This is a genomic window from Streptomyces sp. NPDC025721 (assembly GCF_055558595.1).
In genome coordinates this window covers 14811-35310 of sequence record NZ_JBVHMF010000045.1, presented here as the reverse complement: position 1 = coordinate 35310, position 20500 = coordinate 14811, and the positions used below count along the sequence as shown (strand labels likewise).

Genomic DNA, 20500 nt, shown 5'->3' with positions numbered 1-20500 from the left:
CCCGGATTCGGGGTCCGGCCGCCGATCCTCTAAAGTCTGACCGTTGTCTACGAACATGTAGTCGTAACGGGCCGGGGCGATCACCGGCGGACAAGGGGCGGGACCACCCAATGAGCGTCATCGGCGTCGGCCAAGCCGTCATTCTCGGCGTCGTGGAAGGAGTGACCGAGTTCCTTCCGGTCTCCTCCACCGGGCACCTGAAAATGACCGAGGGCCTGATGAACATCCCGGTGGACGACAAGGCTGTCGTCGGCTTCACCGCGGTGATCCAGACCGGCGCCATCGCCGCCGTCTTCGTCTACTTCTTCTCCGACATCAAGCGGTTCGTCGGCGCCTGGTTCAAGGGGCTCGCGAACAAGAGGGAGCGCGACAACCACGACTACAAGTTCACCTGGTGGGTGATCTACGCGACCATCCCGATCGTCGTCGTCGGACTGGCCGCCAAGCCGCTGATCGACGGCGCCCTCGCGTCCTTGTGGGTCGTCGCCTTCTCGCTGATCGGCGGCAGCGTCGTCATGTGGTGCGCCGAGCAGATGGCGCGATTCAAGCGCGGCGAGGACCAGGTCACCTTCAAGGACGCGATGATCGTCGGCTGTTCGCAGATCCTCGCGCTGCTCTTCCCCGGCTTCTCCCGGTCGGGCGCCACCATCTCCACCGCGCTCATCCGCGACCTGGACCGGGTGGCCGCCACCCGCCTGTCGTTCTTCCTCGGCCTGCCCGCCCTCACCGGCGCGGGGCTGTACGAGTTGAAGGACGCCACCAGCGGGGGCGTCGGCGTGCCCGCGCTCGCCGTCGGCACCGTGGTGTCGTTCGTGATCGCCTACGTCTCCATCGCCTGGCTGCTGAAGTTCGTCGCCAAGCACTCGTTCAACTCCTTCGTGATCTACCGGATCGTGGTCGGCTTCCTGCTGATCGGCCTGCTGACGACGGACACGATCAGTTCCTGACTTACCGTCAGACGCACTCCGAGGGCCCGGCCGGGACGGCCGGGCCCTCTTTTCCGGCCGGATAGTTCACGACTTATTTTTTGATGTGTATTGACTCGCCGACGGGCGGCCCCTAGCGTCCACACCGCATCGCGACCCCACAACGCGACCGAGGAGACACGTGTGACTCAGGTCCCCACCGTGCCCGGCACGCCCACCCGCACATCCCGCACCCGCAGACGAACAGCCGCCATAGCGGCGGCGCTCGTCCTGCCGGTCTCGGCCTGTATCGCCCTGGTCACCGCACGGGACGCGGGCGCCGCCACCATCCCGGCCGCCCCGGCCAGCGTCACCAGCGTCAGCAGCGGCAAGTGCGTGGACGCGCGCGCCGCGGCCACCGCCAACGGCACAGCGGTGCAGCAGTACGCCTGCAACGGAAGCGCCGCCCAGCAGTGGCAGTTCACCGCCACCGACAGCGGCTACTACCGGATCGGCGTGTCCACCGCGCCCGCCCAGGTGTGGGACGTCACCGGCGTCTCCACCGCCGACAGCGCCACCACACAGCTCTGGATGTACGGCGGCGGCAGCAACCAGCAGTGGCAGCCCGTCGCCGAGAGCAGCGGCGCCTTCCACTTCGTCAACCGCAACAGCGGCAAGTGCCTCGACGTGCCCGGCGCGTCGACCGCCGACAGCGTCCAGCTCCAGCAGTACACGTGCAACGGCACCACCGCGCAGTCGTTCAACGTCAGCGGCAGCGGCGGCGGCACCACGCCGCCGACCACCCCGCCCAGCGGCGGCGACCCCGACCTCGGCCCGAACACGGTCGTCTTCGACCCGTCGATGTCCGCCTCGACCATCCAGTCCAAGCTGAACTCGATCTTCAGCCAGCAGGAGACCAACCAGTTCGGCAGCCAGCGCTACGCGGTGCTCTTCAAGCCCGGCACCTACAGCGCGGACGTCAACGTCGGCTTCTACACCCAGGTCGCAGGACTCGGCCTGAGCCCCGACTCGGTCACCATCAACGGCAAGGTGCACGCCGAGGCCGACTGGTTCCAGGGCAACGCCACCCAGAACTTCTGGCGTGACGCCGAGAACATGTCCGTCAACCCGACCGGCGGCAGCGACCGTTGGGCCGTCTCGCAGGCCGCCCCGTACCGGCGGATGCACGTCCGCGGCAACCTCGCGCTGGACGACGGCGGCTGGTCGAGCGGCGGCTTCATCTCCGACTCCAAGATCGACGGGCAGATCCAGTCCGGCTCCCAGCAGCAGTTCCTCACCAAGGACACCGAGATGGGGTCCTGGAGCGGCTCCAACTGGAACATGGTCTTCGTCGGCGACAAGGGCGCGCCCGCGCAGAGCTTCCCGACGTACACCACCGTCGCCAGCGCGCCCGTGGTGCGCGAGAAGCCCTTCCTGTACATCGACAGCGCGGGCAAGTACCAGGTCTTCGTGCCCGCCCTCCAGTCCAACGCGTCCGGCACCACCTGGAGCGGGAAGACGCCGGCGGGACAGTCGCTGCCGATCGACCAGTTCTTCATCGTCAAGCCGGGCAACACCGCCTCCGACATCAACGCGGCGCTCGCGGCGGGCAAGAACCTGCTGTTCACGCCGGGTGTCTACCACCTCAACCAGACGATCAACGTGACCCGGCCCGACACCGTCGTCCTCGGTCTCGGTCTGGCCACGCTCGTCCCGGACGGCGGCGTCACCGCGCTGACCACGGCCGACGTGGACGGTGTGAAGCTGGCCGGGCTGCTCATCGACGCGGGCACCACCAACTCGCAGACGCTGATGCAGATCGGCCCGGCCGGCTCGTCCGCCAACCACGCGGCCGACCCGACCAGCCTGTCCGACGTCTTCTTCCGGATCGGCGGCGCGGCCGTCGGCAAGGCCACCCAGTCGCTGGTCGTCAACAGCAACAACGTCATCGGCGACCACATGTGGCTGTGGCGCGCCGACCACGGCAACGGCGGCACCGTCGGCTGGAACACCAACACCGCCGCCACGGGCCTCGTCGTCAACGGCCAGAACGTCACCATGTACGGCCTGTTCGTCGAGCACTACCAGCAGGCCCAGGTGCAGTGGAACGGCAACGGCGGCAGAACGTACTTCTTCCAGAACGAGATGCCCTACGACCCGCCCAACCAGGCTTCCTGGATGAACGGTTCCTCGCAGGGCTACCCCGCCTACAAGGTGGCCGACTCGGTCACCAGCCATGAGGCGTGGGGGCTCGGCAGCTACTGCTACTTCTCCGCCAACTCCTCGGTGGTGTCGGCCAACTCCTTCCAGGTGCCCAACACCTCCGGGGTGAAGTTCCACGACATGGTGACCGTCTCGCTCGGCGGTGTCGGCACCATCAGCCATGTCATCAACACCACGGGAGCGGCCGTGAACAGCGGCCATCAGGTCACGTACCTGACCAGCTACCCCTAGTCACACAGGGGTACACGGGGGACACAGTGGGGCCGGCCGGCACAGGGGGCGCATCCCGTCGGCCGGCCCCTCTCCCGTGCGGTGACCCCCGCTCTCCCGCGCCGTAACCCGCCTCCTCCCGTGCCGTGGCCGGGCACGGTGACGACCGACACACCCGTGGTCGAACACCGGAACCCCCGGGAGTCCAGTCGCTATCGTCGGCAGACGCGCGGTGGTGCGCCGCGCGAGTTCCGCCCCCCGACGAGAGCGGAGTTCCGAATGACCCTCATCCTCAAGCCCGGAACGGCCTGGAGCGACGCGTGGCGGCGCGCCCTGCGGACCGCGCCCGAGGCATTCCGCGACGACCGTGTGCTGAATCTGTGGGACGGCCGCTGGCAGGCCGACGGCCGCCCGCTGCCCGCCACTTCACCGGTCGACGGCAGCCCGATAGCCGGGCCGCCCCGGCTCGACGCGGCCACCGCGCGACAGGCGGTACGCGCCGCGCTCGACGAACACCGGAGCTGGCGGCACGTACCGCTGCCCGACCGCAAGGCGCGCGTCTCGGCGACTCTGGACGCCCTCACCGAACACCGCGACCTGCTGGCCCTGTTGCTGGTCTGGGAGATCGGCAAGCCCTGGCGGCTGGCCCGCGCCGACGTGGACCGGGCCATCGACGGCGTCCGCTGGTACGTGGACGGCATCGAGCCGATGGTGGCGGGCCGCACCGCACTTGCCGGTCCCGTCTCCAACATCGCGAGCTGGAACTACCCGATGAGCGTGCTGGTGCACGCCATGCTCGTCCAGGCGCTCGCGGGCAACGCGGTCATCGCCAAGACGCCCACCGACGGCGGTCTGGCCTGCCTCACCCTCGCCGCCGCGCTCGCCAGGCGCGAGGGCATTCCCGTCACGCTGGTCAGCGGCAGCGGCGGCGAACTCTCCGAGGCCCTGGTGCAGTCCTCGGAGATCGGCTGCGTCTCCTTCGTCGGCGGCCGGGACACCGGCGCCCGGATCGCGACGGCCGTCGCCGACGTCGGCAAGCGGCACATCCTCGAACAGGAAGGGCTCAACTGCTGGGGCCTGTGGGAGTACAGCGACTGGGACGCCTTCGGCGCGCAGATCCCCAAGCTCTTCGACTACGCCAAGCAGCGCTGCACCGCCTACCCGCGGTTCGTCGTCCAGCGCTCCCGCTTCGCGGACTTCCTCGCCGCGTACCTCCCGGCGGTCAAGTCGGTCAGGACCGGTCACCCGTTGGCCGTCGCCGCGCCCGACGACCCGCTGCCCGCACTCGACTTCGGGCCGCTGATCAACGCGGCCAAGGCGAAGGAGCTGGCCGATCTGGTCGCCGAGGCCGTCGACCGCGGCGCGGTGCCGCTGCACCACGGCGCCCTCGACCCCGGCCTCTTCCTCCCCGGCCAGGACACCTCCGCCTACCTCGCCCCGGTCACGCTCCTGGGCCCTCCGCCGTCCTCGCCGCTCCACCACACCGAGCCCTTCGGACCCGTCGACACGATCGTCCTGGTCGACACCGAGGCCGAGCTGCTCTCCGCCATGAACGCCAGCAACGGCGCCCTGGTGGCCGCCCTGTCCTGCGACGACCCGCGCACCACCGAACGCCTCGCCTCGCAGGTCCGCGCCTTCAAGGTCGGCCGCGGCGCGCCCCGCTCCCGCGGTGACCGCGACGAACTCTTCGGCGGCCTCGGCGCCTCCTGGCGCGGCGCCTTCGTCGGCGGCGAACTCCTCGTCCACGCCGTCACCGAAGGCCCCACCCTCGACCGCCTCCCGGGCAACTTCCCCGACTACCAATTGCCCGCGGCCTAGGGAGCCGCCTTGGGTGAGGCCGCGGTTGCGGCGAGCCGTGCGGGGGAGCCCTCTCGCGCAGGCTCACCGCGATCCCCTTTTTTTGCCGCCCTCTCGCCTCCGGCGGCTTAAATCCGGTGTCGACAGTCGATCGTGCTCGCTCCCTCGTTCCTCGGTCGCTGTGCGCGTTCTCCCTTTCAACACCGGCGCCGCCTTCGGCTCGCTGGCTACCGGCGAACCCACCTGCGCAGCGGCGAACCGTACTCAGAAAAACCCCGGTCGACCCATCCCCCCACGGGTGGGCCGACCGGGGCCGACGGTGGTCGACCGCTGCGTCAGGACAGCGTCGAGGCCGCCGGGTCCCACGCGTCCGGCAGCGGTGACACGGCCGGGGCGCTGGTTTCGAGGGTGCGGACGGTGTGCTCTTGCGCGGCGTCCGTCACCGTGGCCATCAAGTCGAGTACGTGCTGGGCGAGTTCGCCGGAGGCGCGGTGCTCGGTGCCGCCCCGGATGGCGCGGGCCATGTCCAGGACGCCCAGGCCGCGACCGGCGACCGTACCGGTGACGGGCAGGTCACGCCAGTCGTCGTCACCGAACGCCCGGACCTGCAAAGGCCCTTCGAAGGTGTTCGGGTCGGGCAGCGACAGCGTGCCCTCGGTGCCGGTGACCTCGATGAGGCGGCGCGGCACCGAGGAGTCGAAGCTGAAGGTCGCCGAGCCGCTGGGGCCACCGGCGAAGTCCAGCAACGCGTGCACATGCGTGGGCACTTCCACCGCGAAGGACGTGCCCTCCTTCGGCCCGGAACCGATCACCCGCTGGGCACGCGCCTGCCGCGCCGAGGCCGAGACCCGCGCCACCGGCCCGAACAGCGCGACCAGCGCCGTCAGATAGTACGGACCGATGTCGAACAGCGGCCCGGCACCGTACTGGAAGAGGAACTCCGGGTTCGGGTGCCACGACTCGGGGCCGGGCCCCTGCGTGACGGCGGTCGCGCTCACCGGTTCGCCGATGACCCCGGCGGCCAGCGCCCGCTGCGCGGACTGGAGCCCGGCCCCGAGGAAGGTGTCGGGAGCGCTCCCGACCCGCAGCCCGCGCGACCGTGCCTCGGCCAGGATCTTCGCCCCGTCGGCCGGCGCCAGCGCGAGCGGCTTCTCGCCGTAGACGTGCTTGCCCGCCTGGAGGGCGGCCGTGGCGACCTCCGCGTGCACGGCCGGGATCGTCAGGTTGACGACGATCTCCACCTCGGGGATCGCCAGCACCGACGCGAGGTCGCCCGCGGCCGGAATCCCGTACGTCCCGGCCGCCGTACGGGCCCGCTCGACGTCGATGTCGGCGACGGCGAGCACCCGCAGGTCGGGGAAGGCGGTGAGATGGTCCAGATACTGCGCGCTGATGACACCGGCGCCGACGACGGCGACGCCGACCGGGCCTGTGGTCATGAACGCTCCAGCGCGGTGAGGTAGGAGAGGCTTTCCGCGACGGCCTCGAAGATGTCGCCCGCGCAGGAGTCGAGTTCGACGATCCGCTGCGCGTCGGGCGCGGCGGCCAGGATCGACGGCACGTCGATGCTGCCCTTGCCGACCGCGGTGTGCGGCTCGTCCTTCACACCGGGACCGTCCTTGACGTGCAGCGCCAGCACCCGGTCGCCCAGCGCGCGCAGCAGCGCCGGCACATCGGCCCCGCCGACCGCCGCCCAGTACGTGTCGACCTCCAGGAACACCTCGGGGGCCAACCGGTCCGCCAGCTCCTCCAGCGCGGTCCTGCCGTCGAAGCGCGGCTCGATCTCCCACCAGTGGTTGTGGTAGCCGATCCGCATACCGCGCTCGGCGGCCTTCTCGGCGAAGCCGTTGAGGAGGTCCGCGGTGCGCGAGAGACCGTCGGGGGTGGTGAACTCCTCGTGTGCGATCCCGCCGGGGATGATCACCAGGTCGGTGCCGACCGTGGCGATCGCGTCGAAGACCTCCGACGCCTCCTTGTCGAACAGGGCGTACGCGTGCGTGCTGTTGACGCTCAGCCCCAGGTCGTCGGCGACCTTGCGGAAACCGGTCGGGTCGGCCGTGGGGTCGTACGCCTCGACGGCGGTGTAACCGATCCCGGCGAGGCGGGACAGCGTGCCGTCGCGGTCGGCGGCGATCTGGTCCCGGAGGGTGTAGAGCTGGATGCTCAAGGGCGTGGCCATCGTGACGATGCCTCCTGGAAGTACGGCGGGTGCGGGTACGGCGGGTGCGGGTACGGCGGGTACTGCGCGTGCGGGTGGTGCGGGGGAGCGGCGGCCGGCGGTGACGCGCGGTCGGATCAGCCGACGATCAACGGCCGCAGCGTGCGGTGGGCGATCTCCAGACCCTGGGTGATCCGCTGGACGTCGCCGCTCCAGACGGGGTCCTCGTGCTCGACGGAGAGCGTGCCCGTGAAGCCGCCCTCGTAAAGGGTGTCGACGATCCGGCGCCAGTCGACGTCGCCGAGCCCCGGCACCCGGTAGCGCCACCAGCCGCTGTCCCAGCCGTCGGTCCGCGCCACCGACCGGCCGAAGAAGCCGTAACGGTCCCTGGCCCGCGGGTCGAGCTGCGCGTCCTTGGCCTGCGCGTGCGGAATGCGGTCGATGTACGGCTTCAGCGCCTCGACCGGGTCGATGCCCAGCCACAGCAGGTGCGAGGGGTCGTAGTTGAGATAGAGGCCGAGGCCGAACATCCACTCCCACAGCTCGGGGGAGTAGGCGAGGTTGCCCGGATAGCCGTCCGGGTGCCAGCCCTCCATCACGCAGTTCTCGATGATGATCTTCACACCGCGCTCGCCCGCGTACTCCACCAGCGGCGGCAGCTCCCGCTCGGCCAGCGCGATGTTCTCCTTCACCGTCAGACCCGGGTGGCGGCCGACGAACGTGCCGACGTAGTCCACGCCCAGCAGTTGGGCGGCGTCCACATTGGCGCGTACGTGGGCGGCGATCTCCGCCCTGCGGGTCTCGTCCGGGTGCAGGTTGTTCTCGTAGTAGGCCAGCGCGGACAGCGTCAGGCCGTGCCGGTCGAACAGGCCGCGCACCTCGTCGGCCCGCTGCTTGCCGAAGCCGGTCACGTCGATGTGGCTGGCCTCGAACTCCCGTGAGCCGGTGGACGGCCAGGTGGCCACCTCCAGCGACTGGTAGTCGTGCGAGGCCGCCCACGCGGCGATCTCGTCCAGCGGGAGCTGCGGAAGGCAGGCGGTCAGGAAGCCCAGCTTCATCTCAGGAGACCTCTTTCCAGGTCCGGTCCGCCGCCGATTTCAGTACGGCCTCGGTCAGGCGCACCATGCGGGCGGCGTCGTCGAAGGTGGGGAACGTGTCCCCGGTGCCGTCGGCCGAGGACCCGCCCGCCGCGCCCGGGGCGCGGATCGCTGCGTGCACATCGCGGACGAAGGCGGCGAAACAGTCGAGATATCCCATCGGGTGGCCGCCGGGGACCACCGAGAGCCGGGCCGCGGCGGGCGAGAGCGTGGCCGGGTCGCGCAGCACCGCAGCGTTTTCACCGCGGCTGCCGACGAACAGCGACTCGGGGTTCTCCTGGTCGAAGGCGAGCGAGGTCCGCGTGCCGTCCACCTCGAACCACAGCCGGTTCTTCCGGCCGGGCGAGATCTGCGAGACGGTCACGGAACCGGTGGCGCCGCGGTCGGTGCGGAACAGGAGCTGCACCACGTCCTCGGTGTCCGGCCTGACCCGCGCGCCGCCGTCGCCGGCGGGACCCGTACGGTCCACGGTCTGGCTGACCGCGGTCAGCTCCGCGATCCGGTGCCCGGTCACCCACTCCACCAGGTCGCACCAGTGCGAGCCGATGTCGGCGAAGGCGCGCGAGGGCCCGCCCGCCGCCGCGTCGACCCGCCAGTTGGTGTCGCCCGGCTCCGAGAGCCAGTCCTGGAGGTAGTGGCCGTGCACCAGCCGGACCTCGCCCGCCCGGCCGTCCAGCACGCGGGACCGCGCCTCGGCCGCCATCGGGTGGTAGCGGTAGACGAACGGCACCGCCGCCACCAGACCGCTGTCCGCGGCGAGCGCCGCGAGCGCGTCCGCGGTGGCCGACGACGTGGTCAGCGGCTTCTCGCACACCACGTGCTTGCCCGCCCGCAGCGCCAGTTCGGCGAGCCCGGCGTGCGCGTCGTTGGGCGTACAGATGTGCACCACGTCGACGTCGTCACTGGTGACCAGCGCCTCCGAGGAGTCGAAGGCCCGCTCGACCCCGAGCGCCGCCGCGGCCTCCTTGGCCCGCGCGGGCGTCGACGCGCTGACCCCGACCACCGGGGCACCGCTCCTGCGCACCGCGTCCAGGTGCACCTGGCCGATCATCCCCACGCCGGCGATGGCCGTACGCAGTGCCGGACGCGATGACGTGCGCAGCGAAGAACCCGCTGTAACCGAGCTAGTCCCGCCCACAAGTGCCCTCCCTTTCCGCTTGCTTGAAACGCTAGCCACCGCTGTTTCGGTTGACAATGGCAATATTTCCGCTATCTTCTGTCATAAATCGGGGGCCGGGCCGCACAGGACGCGGACCGGGACGACGGACGTACGGCGCAGGGGAGGGCAGGAACCGGTGACAGCCGCAAGCGACCGGCAGTTGACCGCGCTCAGCGAACTGGCGGGACTGGTGGCGGGCGGCGCCACCCGGCGCAGCCAACTCGCCACCGCCACCGGGCTGTCCAGGGCCGCGGTCGCCCAGCGGGTGGACCTGCTGATCGCCAAGGGACTGCTGGTCGAGACCGGCACCATGGCCACCGAGCGCGGGCGCCCGCCGCTCACCCTCCAACTCGCCTCGCGGAACGCGGTGGTCTGCGCCGTCGACCTCGGCGCCACCCACCGCACGGTCGCCGTCGCCGAACTCGGGGGCCGGGTCCTCGCCGAAGCAACCGAAGCCCTCGACATCAACGCGGGACCCGAGGCCGTACTGACCGGGGTGCACGAGCAGATCGGCCGCCTGCTGGCCGACGCGGGACACCCCGCCGACCACGTACGCGCGATCAGCATCGGCGTGCCGGGCCCGGTCGAGGCCCGCACCGGTACGGTGATCCGGCCGCCGATCATGCGCGGCTGGGACGGCTACCGGGTCCCCGGCTTCTTCGCCGGGCGCTACCACGCGCCCGTCCTCGTCGACAACGACGTCAACATGATGGCCCTGGGCGAGTACGGCCACCGTCCGGCCACCGCCCATCTGCTGTACGTCAAGGTCGGTACGGGCATCGGCTGCGGCATCGTCTCCGGCGGCGTCGTGCACCGCGGGGCCAGCGGCGCCGCGGGCGACATCGGCCACATCCGCGTACCGGGCCACGACGACGTGCTGTGCCACTGCGGCAACACCGGCTGCGTCGAGGCCGTCGCCTCGGGAGCGGCCATCGCGGCGAAGCTGCGGGAGGCAGGGTTGCCCGCCGAGCACGCCGCCGACGTGGTCCGCCTCGTGGCCGCGGGCGACCCGGTGGCCCGCCGCCAGGTACGGCTGGCCGCCCAACGGCTCGGCGACGTCCTGGCCTCGCTGGTCAGCTTCTACAACCCCGACACCATCGTGCTCGGCGGCAGCATCGCCAGCCTCCACGACGACCTGCTCGCCGACATCCGCGGCGCCGTCTACCGCAGGGCCCTCCCGCTGGCCACCAGAACCGTCGCCATCGAGACCACGATGCTCGGCCGCAGGGCGGGCATCGAGGGCGCGCGGCGGCTGGCGGTGCAGCATCTGCTCTCGCCCGAGGGCATCGGACACGTGCTCGCGGAGCCCGCGGTCTGAACCACTGTTGCCCCCATACCTGCCGGTGGACGCGCGTCACGTCAACTCACGGACCCATGACGGCTTTGGCGTATGGGTCGCGTACGCCCCCGCGGTGTGGGCATGCTGGTCCCATGGATGCGCACGGCGACGATGTTCCTGCCTACCAGTCGATCCGGGTCACCACGCCCGAGTCCCCGGTCGCGGCGCTCGCCGACATCGAGGCGTGGAAGGCGAGAAAGACCTACCCCTCGATGCTGTTCGCGGGCGGCCCGGTCTTCGGCATCGCGTGCGAACTGGAGTCCGGCGGCTGGGAGTTGCACCCGTACTTCAGCGGACTCGCCCCGCAGGACGCCCGCGACAGCCTCGGCTCCCACTTCCGCCGCCTCGCCCACGCGGCCGACGAGGCCGGTGACGCCGAGGCGCGGGCCGAACTCCTCGCCGCGGGCGAGCGCATGGACTGGGAAGCTCTCGACGAGGTGACGGTACGCGGCAGCCGCTACCGCGTGGTGCGCGCCGAACGCTTCATCCGCATGGGGCCCGACGGTCCCGAACCCCCGCGCGACACCGACCCCGACCCGAGCGGCCCCGGCGAGTCCGGCGGCTTCGACCCCGCCGCGGGCCTGGTCATCGACCCGGTCAACGCGACCGGCATGTCCGAGGGCATCCTCAAGGTGGAACTCCTCGCCGCCCTCCGCAAAAGCGGCACCGTCCCCGCCGACGTCCGCGACGACTCACGGCACGCCGCCGACACTCACCCCGGCGGTGTCCTGCTCCCCGCCACCTTCATGACCGCGGAACGCGACGGCGGCAGTTGGCGCCCCGACTCCAGCGGCACCGCCACCACCCCGCAGTCAGCCCGCGACGGCCTCGCCATGCAACTGCGCGTCATGCTCCCCTGGCAGAAGGACCTCAGCCCCGAGCAGCGCGAGATCTACTCCCGCGCCGCCGACCACCTCGACGAACACCGCTGCGACGAACTCGACGTCGCAGGACGCCACTTCCGCGTGATCCGCGTCGAACGCCTCATCCGCATCGGCCCCGACGGCCCCGAGGGCCCCCGCCCCTCCGACCCCGACCCCACCCCGCCCGTCATGGTCCAGGACCAGCAACTGCGCGAACAGGGTCTCCTCACCGACGAGGACGAGGAGGCCGACCCCGAACCGGACGAGCACATGCGGAAGTTCATGCGCCTCTTCGAGGAAGAACGCCTCCGCCGGGACAACCTCAAGAACAAGCCCCACCCCTGACCCAGCCAGCCGGGCACCGCTGCGCCCAAGAGCCTGCGCCCCTGCGGTACGGCTGCGCGGGGAGGCGGAGGGGCGGCAAAAGAGGGGAAGGACGGTGCGCCCGCGCAAGGCGCCCCCTCACCCCTGACCTCCCCCTCCCACCCCCCAGCAGTAATGAGCCGCATACGACCGCCACGGGCGCCACCTCTCCGTCCCGGGCGGCACCGGCTCCGTCGAGGGGAAGACGTCCGGGTCGCCGAGGGCGCGCATGCGGATGTGGGCCGCGGTCAGGGGAGTGATGCCGGGGACGGTCAGGAGGGACCGTTCGGCGGCGTCGCGGTCGGCGCCCGGGTCGAGGGCGACCGTACCGTCGGCGAGGGCGCGGCAGAGGTCTCTGACGGGGGAGCGGCCGGCCGGGCTGCCCAGGTCGGCCTCGGCCAGATCCTCGGCCCGCGGGAAGAGGTGCGTGAGGGCGCCGTCGGGAGCGCTCAGCGGGGTGCCGTATCGGGCGACCAAGGCGGCCAGGGGCGCCGGGGAGAACGGCGCGGCGCCTTCGCCCAGGGCGGCGCGGACGGCGTGTTCCGCCGGGTCGGGGGAGCCGGGGGAGCGGAGGCCGGGAAGGGCGGCGACCAGCGGGGCCAAGTGCGGGTCGCAGCCGAGACGTTCGGCGACCGCGTACGGATCGGCGTCGAGGTCGAAGAGCCGGCGGACGCGCTGGGTGGCCGTGGTGAGGTCGCGGAGATCGCCCAGGTGGAGTCGGCAGTCCAGCCAATTGCCCCTGCCGGGCCGCTCGGCGACCTCGGCGATGCCCGTGCCGTGGGGCAGCCGCAGGGTACGGCGGTACGTACGGCTGCCGGGGGCGCCGACGATCTCCTCGACGCCGGGCACGGCGCGTGCGGCGAGGAAGTCGAAGACCCGCCCGGAGGCGTAGGGGCCCCGGAAGGCCAGCCGGAGCGGCACCCCGGCGGCCCCGCCCACCGGCCCGGAGCGCGCGTCCGTGCGCAGCTCGGTCGGGGTGGCGGCGTAGATCTCCCGGATCGTCTCGTTGAACTGCCGCACGCTCGCGAAGCCCGACGCGAAGGCGATCTCGGCGGCCTGGAGCGAGGTGGTCTGGAGGAGCACCCGCGCGGTGTGGCCGCGCTGCGCCCTGGCCAGGGCGATCGGCCCGGCGCCCAGCTCGGCGTTGAGCTGCCGCTGCACCTGCCGGGCGCTGTAGCCGAGCCGGGTGGCGAGGCCCGCGACGCCCTCGCGGTCGACGACGCCGTCCCCGATGAGCCGCACCGCGCGGCCCACCACGTCGGCCCGCGCGTCCCAGTCGGCGGAACCCGGCACCGCGTCCGGCCTGCACCGGCGGCAGGCCCGGAAGCCCGCGCCCTGGGCCGCGGCGGCGGTCGCGTAGAAGGACACGTTCTCGCGTTTCGGGGTGATCGCGGGGCAGCTCGGACGGCAGTAGATCCCGGTCGTGGCCACGGCGAAGAAGAAGACTCCGTCGAAGCGCGCGTCCCGGCTGCTCACCGCCTCGTATCTGCTGTCCTCGACTGTCACGCGTCCCAGTATGCGAGGGCTCCGGCGCCCCGAGCTGGCGGAAATCGGACACGGCCTTCCGGCGAGCGCGGGCGTCCCCGGAGCCCCGCCCCCCGGGGGACACGGGCGTCAGCGTGGCCGGACCGCCCGCGGCCCCACGACGGCCGCGCCGACCTCCGTGACGCGCGCTCGCAGGCCACGGTCGGCGGTGACGACGAGGCACGGGCGGTCGGGGTCCGCGGTGCGCGAGCGGGCGGCGACCTCGGTGATGAGGTCGTCGCCGCTGCCGGGCGCGGACTCCACGCGTACGCCGGGTACCGGCTCGACGCCGCGCGCCGCGCCCTCGACGATCAGGACGATGTCCAGCCGGTGGCCGCGGGCCCACGGCGGGGCGCCGCTGTCCTCGGCGAGGCCGGACGCGGCGAGCGGTACGAGCGCGTCGCGCAGCCGCTCGGCGGCGCCGCGCCGGTCGCGCCACCAGCCGTCGGGCACCGAGCCGACGACGTTGGCGCCGTCCACGACGAGCAGGGGTGCGGTCGGCGCGCTCGTCACCGGCCGCCCGCCAGGTGCGGGAAGCGGAATTCGGTGCGGCTGCGGAAGACCTCGTCGGGGCGCAGCTCGGTCGAGGGGTACTCGGGGTGGTTCGGCGAGTCCGGCAGGTGCTGGGTCTCCAGGCACACCGCGTCGTGCGCGTGGTACGTCCGCCCGTCGGGGCCGGTCAGCGAACCGTCGAGCTTGTTGGCCGTGTAGACCTGGATGGCCGGTTGCGTGGTGCGCACCTCCATCACCCGGCCGCTGTCGGGGTCGGAGAGGACGGCGGCGACCCGCGGCTCGCCCACGGCCTCGCCCGTACCGCCGCAGTTGCCGCGCAGCACGAAGCAGTGGTCGTACCCTCCGGCCGTCTTGATCTGCGGGTCGGCGTCCCGCACGCCGTCGCCGATGGGGCGCGGCTCGTTGAGGTCGAACGGCGTCCCCTCCACGGCCTGTTCCGGCCCCCACGGGATGGACTCGGGCGTGGCGGGCAGGAAGCGGTCGGCGTCGACGTACAGGGTGTGGCGCAGCACGTCGCCTCCCGCGATCCGCGACGCGGCTTCGGCGCCGTCCCTCGCCTCCGACCCGCCCAGGTTGAAGTACGCGTGGTTGGTCAGGTTGACCACCGTCGGCCGGTCGCTGCGCGCCTCGAAGTCCAGCGACAGCGTCCCGTCGTCGTCGAGCGCGTACGTCACCGTGACGTCCATCGCGCCGGGGAAGCCCATGTCGCCGTCCGGGCTGTGCAGCGTCAGCCGCAGCGCGCCGGGCAGCGGCTCGGCCCGCCAGACGCGGCTGTCGAAGCCCTCGGGGCCGCCGTGCAGATTGTGGCCGCCGTCGTTGTCCGGGAGCCGGTAGTGGCGGCCGTTGAGCGTGAAGCGGGCTTCGCTGATCCGGTTGGCGTAACGGCCGACGAGCGCGCCGAAGTACGGGGTGTCGGAGGCGTACGCCGCCAGGTCGGGCAGGGACAGCACCACGTTGGCGGGGCGGCCCGTCGGGTCGGGCACGTGCAGCGCGTGCAGGACGCCGCCGTAGGTGAGGATCTCGGCGCTCACCCCGGAGGCCGAGCTGAGCCGCCAGCGTTCCACTCGCCACCCGTCGGGAGTGGTGCCGAAGGGTTCGCTGAGCGGGGTGGGACGGGGCATCGGCAGTCCTCGTAAAGGGGGTCGGGGCGACGGATGCCGGACGCGGCGGACGTCCGACGGCGGGAAGGCGGCGGGAAGGCGGCGAGAAGACGACGGGGAGACCGGGCGGGGAAACCGGCCGGGGGCGCGACCACGGGCGACCACGGGCGGGCACCGGTGGCCGACCCCCCGGGGGACAACGCTACGCGGCGCGCTCACCCCGCTCTGGGCGCGGTCGACTCCCTGGTGACCAGCGTGTATCCGGGCGTGATCCGCTCCGGCCTGATCTGCGGCGTACCGGTCAGCCGCGCCACGACCCGCTCCACGGCGAGCCGTGCGATGGCCTGTTTGTCCGGTGACACCGTGGTGAGCGCGATCGTCGAGAAGCGGCCCTCCTCGACGTCGTCGAAGCCGACCACCGACACGTCCTGCGGCACCCGCAGCCCGCGCTCGACCAGGGCCCGCATCGCGCCGAGCGCCATCAGGTCGTTGTACGCGAACACGGCGTCGGGGCGGGTGCCGCGGTCGAGCAGCGCGTTCATCGCGGCGGCGCCGTCCCAGCGGCCGTAGCCGTCGGTGGCGGCCACCAGCGAGTCGTCGTCCGGCAGCCCGGCCGCCGCCAACTCCTCGCGCCAGCCGCGCAGTCGCAGGTGCGCCGGTTGCCTGGCGCTCTCCCTGCGGGCGCCGAGGAACGCGATCCGCCGGTGCCCGAGGCCGGTCAGGTGCCGTACGGCGGTACGGGCCGCCGCCACGTTGTCGATGGCGATCTGGTCGTACGGGGCGTCGTACTCCCGCTCGCCGAGCAGCACCAGCGGCGCGTCGTCCATGCGGCCCAGCAGGTCCGCGGCCTCCAATTCGATCGGGCTGAGGATCAGGCCGTCGATGACATGGGCCCGGAAACCCTGCGAGACCAGCACCTCCTTCTCGCGCTGGCCCGCGGTGTGGTCGAGCAGCACCGTGTAGTCGTGCCGGGCGGCGGCGTCGATGACGGCCCCGGCCAGCTCCGCGAAGTACGGGTTGCCGAGTTCGGGGACGGCCAGCGCGATGATGCCGGTGCGGCCCTTCCGGAGATGGCGGGCCGTCAGATTCGGCCGGTAGCCCAGCTCGTCGATGGCCCGCTGCACGCGCTCCCGCATCCCCGGCGTGACATGCGGATAGTTGTTCACCACATTCGACACGGTCTTGACGGACACGCCCGCCAGTCGCGCGACATCCTTCAGGCTGGCGCCCACGGAGTTCCTTCCCTCGGCCGACCTCGTGCGAGGCGCGGCGGTTCCGGCCTCAGTGTGCTGGAGCCGGTCCCGCGGATCGCGGACGGCCCCTCCCGGCCCGGTCAGGTGCCCCGGCGGGCGGCCGACAGATAGCGCTGGGCGACGACGACCACGATCAGGAAGCCGCCGCTGACCACCGACTGGTAGGAGGAGTTGAGCGAACCGATCTGATTGATCAGATTCTGGATCACACCGAGCAGCAGCACGCCCCACAGCGTGCCCGACACCGAACCCGCGCCACCGACCAGCAGCGTGCCGCCGATCACCACCGCGGAGATCGCGTCCAGCTCCATGCCGACACCGATGATGGTCACACCCGAGGACAGCCGGGCCGCGTTCAACGCGCCCGCCAGCCCCGCGAGCAGCCCGCTGAGCGTATAGACCAGCACCTTCGTACGGGCCACCGGCAGCCCCATCAGCAGCGCCGCGTCACCGCTGCCGCCGACGGCGAACAGCGCCTGGCCGAACGAGGTGCGCTGGAGCACGAGGCCGCCGACCCCGAACAGAGCCAGCGCGATCAGCACCGGGTAGCCGAAGCCCCACACCGCGCCGCCGCCCAGCTCCTGGAAGGCCGAGCCGCGCGGCACGAGATACGTGGTGGCGCCCTCGTGGGTGAGCGCGAGCAGCAGCCCGCGCGCGCCGAGCAGCGAGGCCAGCGTCACGATGAACGGGGCCATCCCGGCCCGCGCGACCAGCAGTCCGTTGAAGGTGCCGATCGCGCCGCACACCACGAGCGGCACCAGCAGCGCGGGCAGGAATCCGTACTGCGAGGCCCACGCGGCCAGCACACCGCCGAGCGCGAAGACCGAGCCGACCGACAGGTCGATGCCGCCGGTGACGATCACCATCGTCATGCCGAGCGCGACGATCGACAGGAACGACGCCTGGATGGTGATGCCGCGCGTGTTGTCGAGGGTGGCGAAGGAGTCGAAGACGAAGGACGAGATCAGGCAGAGCAGGACGAGGACGGCCAGGACGCCCTGGCGCTGGAGGAGTTCGGCGGCGCGCTGCCGCCCGGAGGGGCGCGACTCCGCGCTCACCGGCAGCGGCGCGTCACCGGCCACGGCGAGCGCGGGAGCGGGGGCGGCTGTTTTCACGAGGGCTTTCATCGGGATCGACGCTCCCGGGCGACGTAGACGGCGACGAGGATGATGCCCGCCTGGACCATCTGGGCGGTGGAGTCGTGCAGATTGTGGGTGACGAGCGTGGCGTGCAGGAGCTGCATCAGCAGCGCGCCGAACACCGTGCCGAGGACGCGTACCGAGCCGCCGGTCAGCGGGGTGCCGCCGACCACGACCGCGGTGATGGCCGACAGCTCCATCAGATTGCCCAGCGAGGACGGGTCGCTGGCGGTCAGCCGCGCGGTGGCGAGCACACCCGCGAGCGAGGCCAGCACCCCGCACAGCACGTACACGCCGATCAGCACCCGTTTGACGGGGAGTCCGGCGAGCCTGGCCGCGGCACGGTTGCCGCCGATGGCCACCAACTGGCGTCCGAAGGTGGTGCGTTGCACCAGAAAGGCGACCAACAGCGCGAGCACGCCCGCGATCAGCACGACGATCGGGACGCCGAGCACGCTGTTCGTGCCGAGGTCCAGCAGATTCTGGTTCTCGATCTGCTTGAGCTTCCCGTCGGCGATGACCAGGGCCAGGCCCCGGCCGCCGACGAAGAGCGCCAGGGTGGCCACGATGGGTTGCAGCCCGACCAGCGACACCAGCGAGCCGTTGATCAGGCCGACGAGCACACCGGCGAGCAGCGCCACCGACAGCGCGGGCAGCAGGCCGTATCCGAGGTAGAGCGGCAGCACGGAACTGGCCAGCGCCATCGTGGAGCCCACCGACAGGTCGACGCCCTCGGTGCCGATCACCAGCGCCATGCCCAGTGCCACGATGACGACGGGGGAGACCTGGACGAGCTGCGTGCGCAGATTGTCCGTCGTCATGAAGTGGTCGGTGAAGACGCCGTTGAAGACCAGCAGCGCGGCGACCGCGGCGTACACGCCGTACCGCTGGAGCCAGTCCGCGATCCGCGACCGGTCCAGGCCGCGCGGGAGTGAGTACGGGGCCGAGGTCATCGCGGGTCCTCCTTCGCGGTGGCGGAGCCGGATTCCGCCGCGGGAGCGGGTGCGGGCTCTGCGTCGGCGGGTACGGGCTCCGCGTCGGCGGCTGCGGGCTCTGCATCGGCGGCTGCGGGCTCCGGGTCGGTGTCCGGCGCGGCGGCGCTGTCGTCGTCCCCGGTCTCCGCCAGTACGGCGAGCAACGCGCTCTCCCCGACGTCGTCGCCGGTCAGCTCACCGGCCACCGCTCCGGCGCGCAGCACCACGATGCGGTCGGCGCCCTCGACCAGCTCCTCGATGTCGGAGGAGATCAGCAGGACGGCCAGGCCCTCTCCCGCGAGGTCGTCGATCAGCGACTGCACCTCGGCCTTGGCGCCGACGTCGATGCCGCGGGTGGGCTCGTCCAGCAGCAGCACCTTCGGCTCCAGGCAGAGCCAGCGGGCCAGCAGCACCTTCTGCTGGTTGCCGCCGGACAGCTCGCCGACCTTCTGCTCGGGGCCCGCGGCCTTGATCCGCAGCCGCTTCATGAAGATGTCGACGATCCGGTCCTGCCGCTGCCGGGACACGATCCCGGCGCGGGACAGCCGGGGCATCGCGGCCAGCACGATGTTCTCCCGGACCGAGAGGCCGGGCACGATGCCCTCGGCCTTGCGGTCCTCGGGCAGCAGGCTGATCCCGGCCCTGATCGCGGCGGACGGGGTGAGGCGGCGCACGGTGTGCCCGCCGACGGTGACCTCGCCGCTGTCCAGTGACAGCGCCCCGGACAGCGCCTTGGCGGTCTCGCTGCGCCCCGAGCCCAACAGGCCGCCGAGGCCCAGCACTTCGCCGGGTCGCAGGTCCAGGCCGATGTCGTGCAGCAGGTGACGACGGGTCAGTCCTTTGGCCGTGAGCACCGGTTGGCGCTCGGCGGTGTGTCCCTCGCCGAAGCTGGTGGCACCGTGCCTGCGGACCTCGGCGATCTCCCGGCCGAGCATCAGCGAGACCAGCCGCACCCGGTCGGTGTCGGCCAGGTCGCCGCTGTGCACGAGGCGGCCGTCGCGCAGGACGGTGACGCGGTCGCAGATCCGGTACAGCTCGTCCATCCGGTGGCTGACGTACAGGATCGAGATGCCGCGCTCGTGCAGCTCACGGATCACCCGGAACAGCGTCTCGACCTCGCGCGGTTCGAGCGACGAGGTGGGCTCGTCCATGACGACCACCCGGGCCCGCACGGAGACGGCGCGGGCGAGCGCGACCATCTGCTGGGTGCCGATGCCCAGGGTGTGCAGCGGGCGGCGCGGGTCGGCGGTGATGCCGAAGCCGCCGAGGAGTTCCGCGGTCTCGCGGTGCATCCGGGGGAAGTCGATCAGGCCGAAGCGGTTCTTCGGCTCCCGGCCCAGGAAGATGTTGCGGGCCACGCTCATCAGCGGGACCAGGTTCACCTCCTGGTAGATGGTCGAGATCCCGGCGCGCTGCGCCTCGTGCGGGTGGTGGAAGGCGATCGGCTCGCCCGCCAGCCGCAGTTCGCCGTCGTCGGGCCGGTAGACCCCGGTGAGCAGCTTGATCAGCGTCGACTTGCCCGCGCCGTTCTCCCCGACCAGCGCGTGGATCTCGCCCTCGCGCAGGGTGAAGGAGACGTCGTCGAGCGCCACCACGCCGGGGAAGCGTTTGCTGACGCGGACGGCCTCCAGTACGGCCCCGGCCGCCGGTGGCGGGCTCGGCGGACCGGGCGGCGCGGACTGGGCCGCGGCGGCTTCGGGTGGTGCCATGGTCGTGGCCTTCCGGGGTCGCGGGGAAGCGGGAACTCTTCTACGGGCTGACGGGCTGTACGGGCTCTACTGGTGGGGCGGGCTCTTACTGGGCGGGCTCTACGGGTTCGGCAGGCTCTACGAATGGGGCGGCCCGGCAGGCGGCGGCCCTGTGGTCGTACGGGCTACAGGCGC

The 20500-nt window shown here is 72.1% G+C and carries 16 protein-coding genes; 5 read left to right on the top strand and 11 right to left on the bottom strand.

Annotated elements, in window-relative coordinates:
- Window positions 1–110: 110 nt before the first annotated feature.
- The 3 genes from ACZ4EF_RS35750 to ACZ4EF_RS35740 all read left to right on the top strand — a co-directional run bounded on the left by ACZ4EF_RS35750 (window position 111) and on the right by ACZ4EF_RS35740 (window position 5156).
- Entirely contained in the window at window positions 111–947 is an 837-nt protein-coding gene (locus ACZ4EF_RS35750) for an undecaprenyl-diphosphate phosphatase (protein WP_355347787.1), read from the top strand.
- 162 nt (window positions 948–1109) lie between these two features.
- Window positions 1110–3359 carry an RICIN domain-containing protein gene (locus ACZ4EF_RS35745; RefSeq protein WP_467508363.1) on the top strand — a complete coding sequence of 750 codons (2250 nt, stop codon included), beginning with the start codon at window positions 1110–1112 and terminating at the stop codon, window positions 3357–3359.
- A gap of 258 nt (window positions 3360–3617) precedes the next feature.
- Window positions 3618–5156 carry an aldehyde dehydrogenase family protein gene (locus ACZ4EF_RS35740; protein WP_355347784.1) on the top strand — a complete coding sequence of 513 codons (1539 nt, stop codon included), beginning with the start codon at window positions 3618–3620 and terminating at the stop codon, window positions 5154–5156.
- Between the two features lie 314 nt (window positions 5157–5470).
- Here the strand turns inward: ACZ4EF_RS35740 and ACZ4EF_RS35735 are convergent, their stop codons facing one another.
- The 4 genes from ACZ4EF_RS35735 to ACZ4EF_RS35720 all read right to left on the bottom strand — a co-directional run bounded on the left by ACZ4EF_RS35735 (window position 5471) and on the right by ACZ4EF_RS35720 (window position 9528).
- Window positions 5471–6574, bottom strand: a complete 1104-nt coding sequence (locus ACZ4EF_RS35735) for a Gfo/Idh/MocA family protein (protein ID WP_401314356.1) — start codon at window positions 6572–6574, stop codon at window positions 5471–5473.
- Entirely contained in the window at window positions 6571–7314 is a 744-nt protein-coding gene (locus ACZ4EF_RS35730; protein WP_355347778.1) for a sugar phosphate isomerase/epimerase family protein, read from the bottom strand. The genes ACZ4EF_RS35735 and ACZ4EF_RS35730 overlap by 4 nt, the downstream gene beginning before the upstream one ends.
- 116 nt (window positions 7315–7430) lie before the next feature.
- Window positions 7431–8351, bottom strand: coding sequence for a sugar phosphate isomerase/epimerase family protein (locus ACZ4EF_RS35725; RefSeq protein ID WP_355347775.1), 921 nt, complete (start codon window positions 8349–8351; stop codon window positions 7431–7433).
- A 1-nt stretch (window position 8352) separates the two neighbouring features.
- Window positions 8353–9528: a Gfo/Idh/MocA family protein gene (locus tag ACZ4EF_RS35720; RefSeq protein WP_355347772.1), complete on the bottom strand. Its 1176-nt coding sequence runs from the start codon at window positions 9526–9528 to the stop codon at window positions 8353–8355.
- A 157-nt stretch (window positions 9529–9685) separates the two neighbouring features.
- Between ACZ4EF_RS35720 and ACZ4EF_RS35715 the strand changes: the two genes are divergently transcribed.
- Together ACZ4EF_RS35715 and ACZ4EF_RS35710 are read left to right on the top strand one after the other, a co-directional pair.
- Entirely contained in the window at window positions 9686–10867 is a 1182-nt protein-coding gene (locus tag ACZ4EF_RS35715) for an ROK family protein (protein ID WP_317452715.1), read from the top strand.
- Between the two features lie 113 nt (window positions 10868–10980).
- Complete coding sequence (locus ACZ4EF_RS35710) at window positions 10981–12096, top strand: DUF5954 family protein (RefSeq protein WP_391050690.1); 1116 nt, start codon at window positions 10981–10983, stop codon at window positions 12094–12096.
- A 117-nt stretch (window positions 12097–12213) separates the two neighbouring features.
- On the opposite strand, the gene ACZ4EF_RS35705 is transcribed toward ACZ4EF_RS35710, so the two are convergent.
- The 7 genes from ACZ4EF_RS35705 to ACZ4EF_RS35675 form a co-directional block, all read right to left on the bottom strand.
- Window positions 12214–13620 (bottom strand): AlkA N-terminal domain-containing protein, encoded by a 1407-nt coding sequence (locus ACZ4EF_RS35705; protein WP_467508359.1) that lies wholly within the window; start codon window positions 13618–13620, stop codon window positions 12214–12216.
- Between the two features lie 108 nt (window positions 13621–13728).
- Window positions 13729–14151 (bottom strand): PIN domain-containing protein, encoded by a 423-nt coding sequence (locus tag ACZ4EF_RS35700; RefSeq protein ID WP_402712115.1) that lies wholly within the window; start codon window positions 14149–14151, stop codon window positions 13729–13731.
- Window positions 14148–15272, bottom strand: a complete 1125-nt coding sequence (locus ACZ4EF_RS35695) for an aldose epimerase family protein (RefSeq protein WP_391050696.1) — start codon at window positions 15270–15272, stop codon at window positions 14148–14150. The genes ACZ4EF_RS35700 and ACZ4EF_RS35695 overlap by 4 nt, the downstream gene beginning before the upstream one ends.
- 194 nt (window positions 15273–15466) lie before the next feature.
- Window positions 15467–16483, bottom strand: a complete 1017-nt coding sequence (locus ACZ4EF_RS35690; protein ID WP_355347756.1) for a LacI family DNA-binding transcriptional regulator — start codon at window positions 16481–16483, stop codon at window positions 15467–15469.
- Window positions 16484–16584: 101 nt separating this feature from the next.
- Window positions 16585–17619, bottom strand: coding sequence for an ABC transporter permease (locus tag ACZ4EF_RS35685; RefSeq protein WP_467347622.1), 1035 nt, complete (start codon window positions 17617–17619; stop codon window positions 16585–16587).
- Window positions 17620–17627: 8 nt separating this feature from the next.
- Window positions 17628–18596, bottom strand: a complete 969-nt coding sequence (locus ACZ4EF_RS35680; RefSeq protein WP_355347753.1) for an ABC transporter permease — start codon at window positions 18594–18596, stop codon at window positions 17628–17630.
- Window positions 18593–20326: a sugar ABC transporter ATP-binding protein gene (locus ACZ4EF_RS35675; RefSeq protein ID WP_467508356.1), complete on the bottom strand. Its 1734-nt coding sequence runs from the start codon at window positions 20324–20326 to the stop codon at window positions 18593–18595. Before ACZ4EF_RS35675 ends, ACZ4EF_RS35680 begins: the two co-directional genes overlap by 4 nt.
- Between the last annotated feature and the right edge of the window lie 174 nt (window positions 20327–20500).

Bases quoted from the DNA above. Each gene is read 5' to 3' on its own strand.
- ACZ4EF_RS35735 (WP_401314356.1), bottom strand. From the start codon at position 6,574: ATGACCACAGGCCCGGTCGGCGTCGCCGTCGTCGGCGCCGGTGTCATC.
- ACZ4EF_RS35750 (WP_355347787.1), top strand. From the start codon at position 111: ATGAGCGTCATCGGCGTCGGCCAAGCCGTCATTCTCGGCGTCGTGGAA.
- ACZ4EF_RS35740 (WP_355347784.1), top strand. From the start codon at position 3,618: ATGACCCTCATCCTCAAGCCCGGAACGGCCTGGAGCGACGCGTGGCGG.
- ACZ4EF_RS35695 (WP_391050696.1), bottom strand. From the start codon at position 15,272: ATGCCCCGTCCCACCCCGCTCAGCGAACCCTTCGGCACCACTCCCGAC.
- ACZ4EF_RS35675 (WP_467508356.1), bottom strand. From the start codon at position 20,326: ATGGCACCACCCGAAGCCGCCGCGGCCCAGTCCGCGCCGCCCGGTCCG.
- ACZ4EF_RS35725 (WP_355347775.1), bottom strand. From the start codon at position 8,351: ATGAAGCTGGGCTTCCTGACCGCCTGCCTTCCGCAGCTCCCGCTGGAC.
- ACZ4EF_RS35710 (WP_391050690.1), top strand. From the start codon at position 10,981: ATGGATGCGCACGGCGACGATGTTCCTGCCTACCAGTCGATCCGGGTC.
- ACZ4EF_RS35730 (WP_355347778.1), bottom strand. From the start codon at position 7,314: ATGGCCACGCCCTTGAGCATCCAGCTCTACACCCTCCGGGACCAGATC.
- ACZ4EF_RS35680 (WP_355347753.1), bottom strand. From the start codon at position 18,596: ATGACCTCGGCCCCGTACTCACTCCCGCGCGGCCTGGACCGGTCGCGG.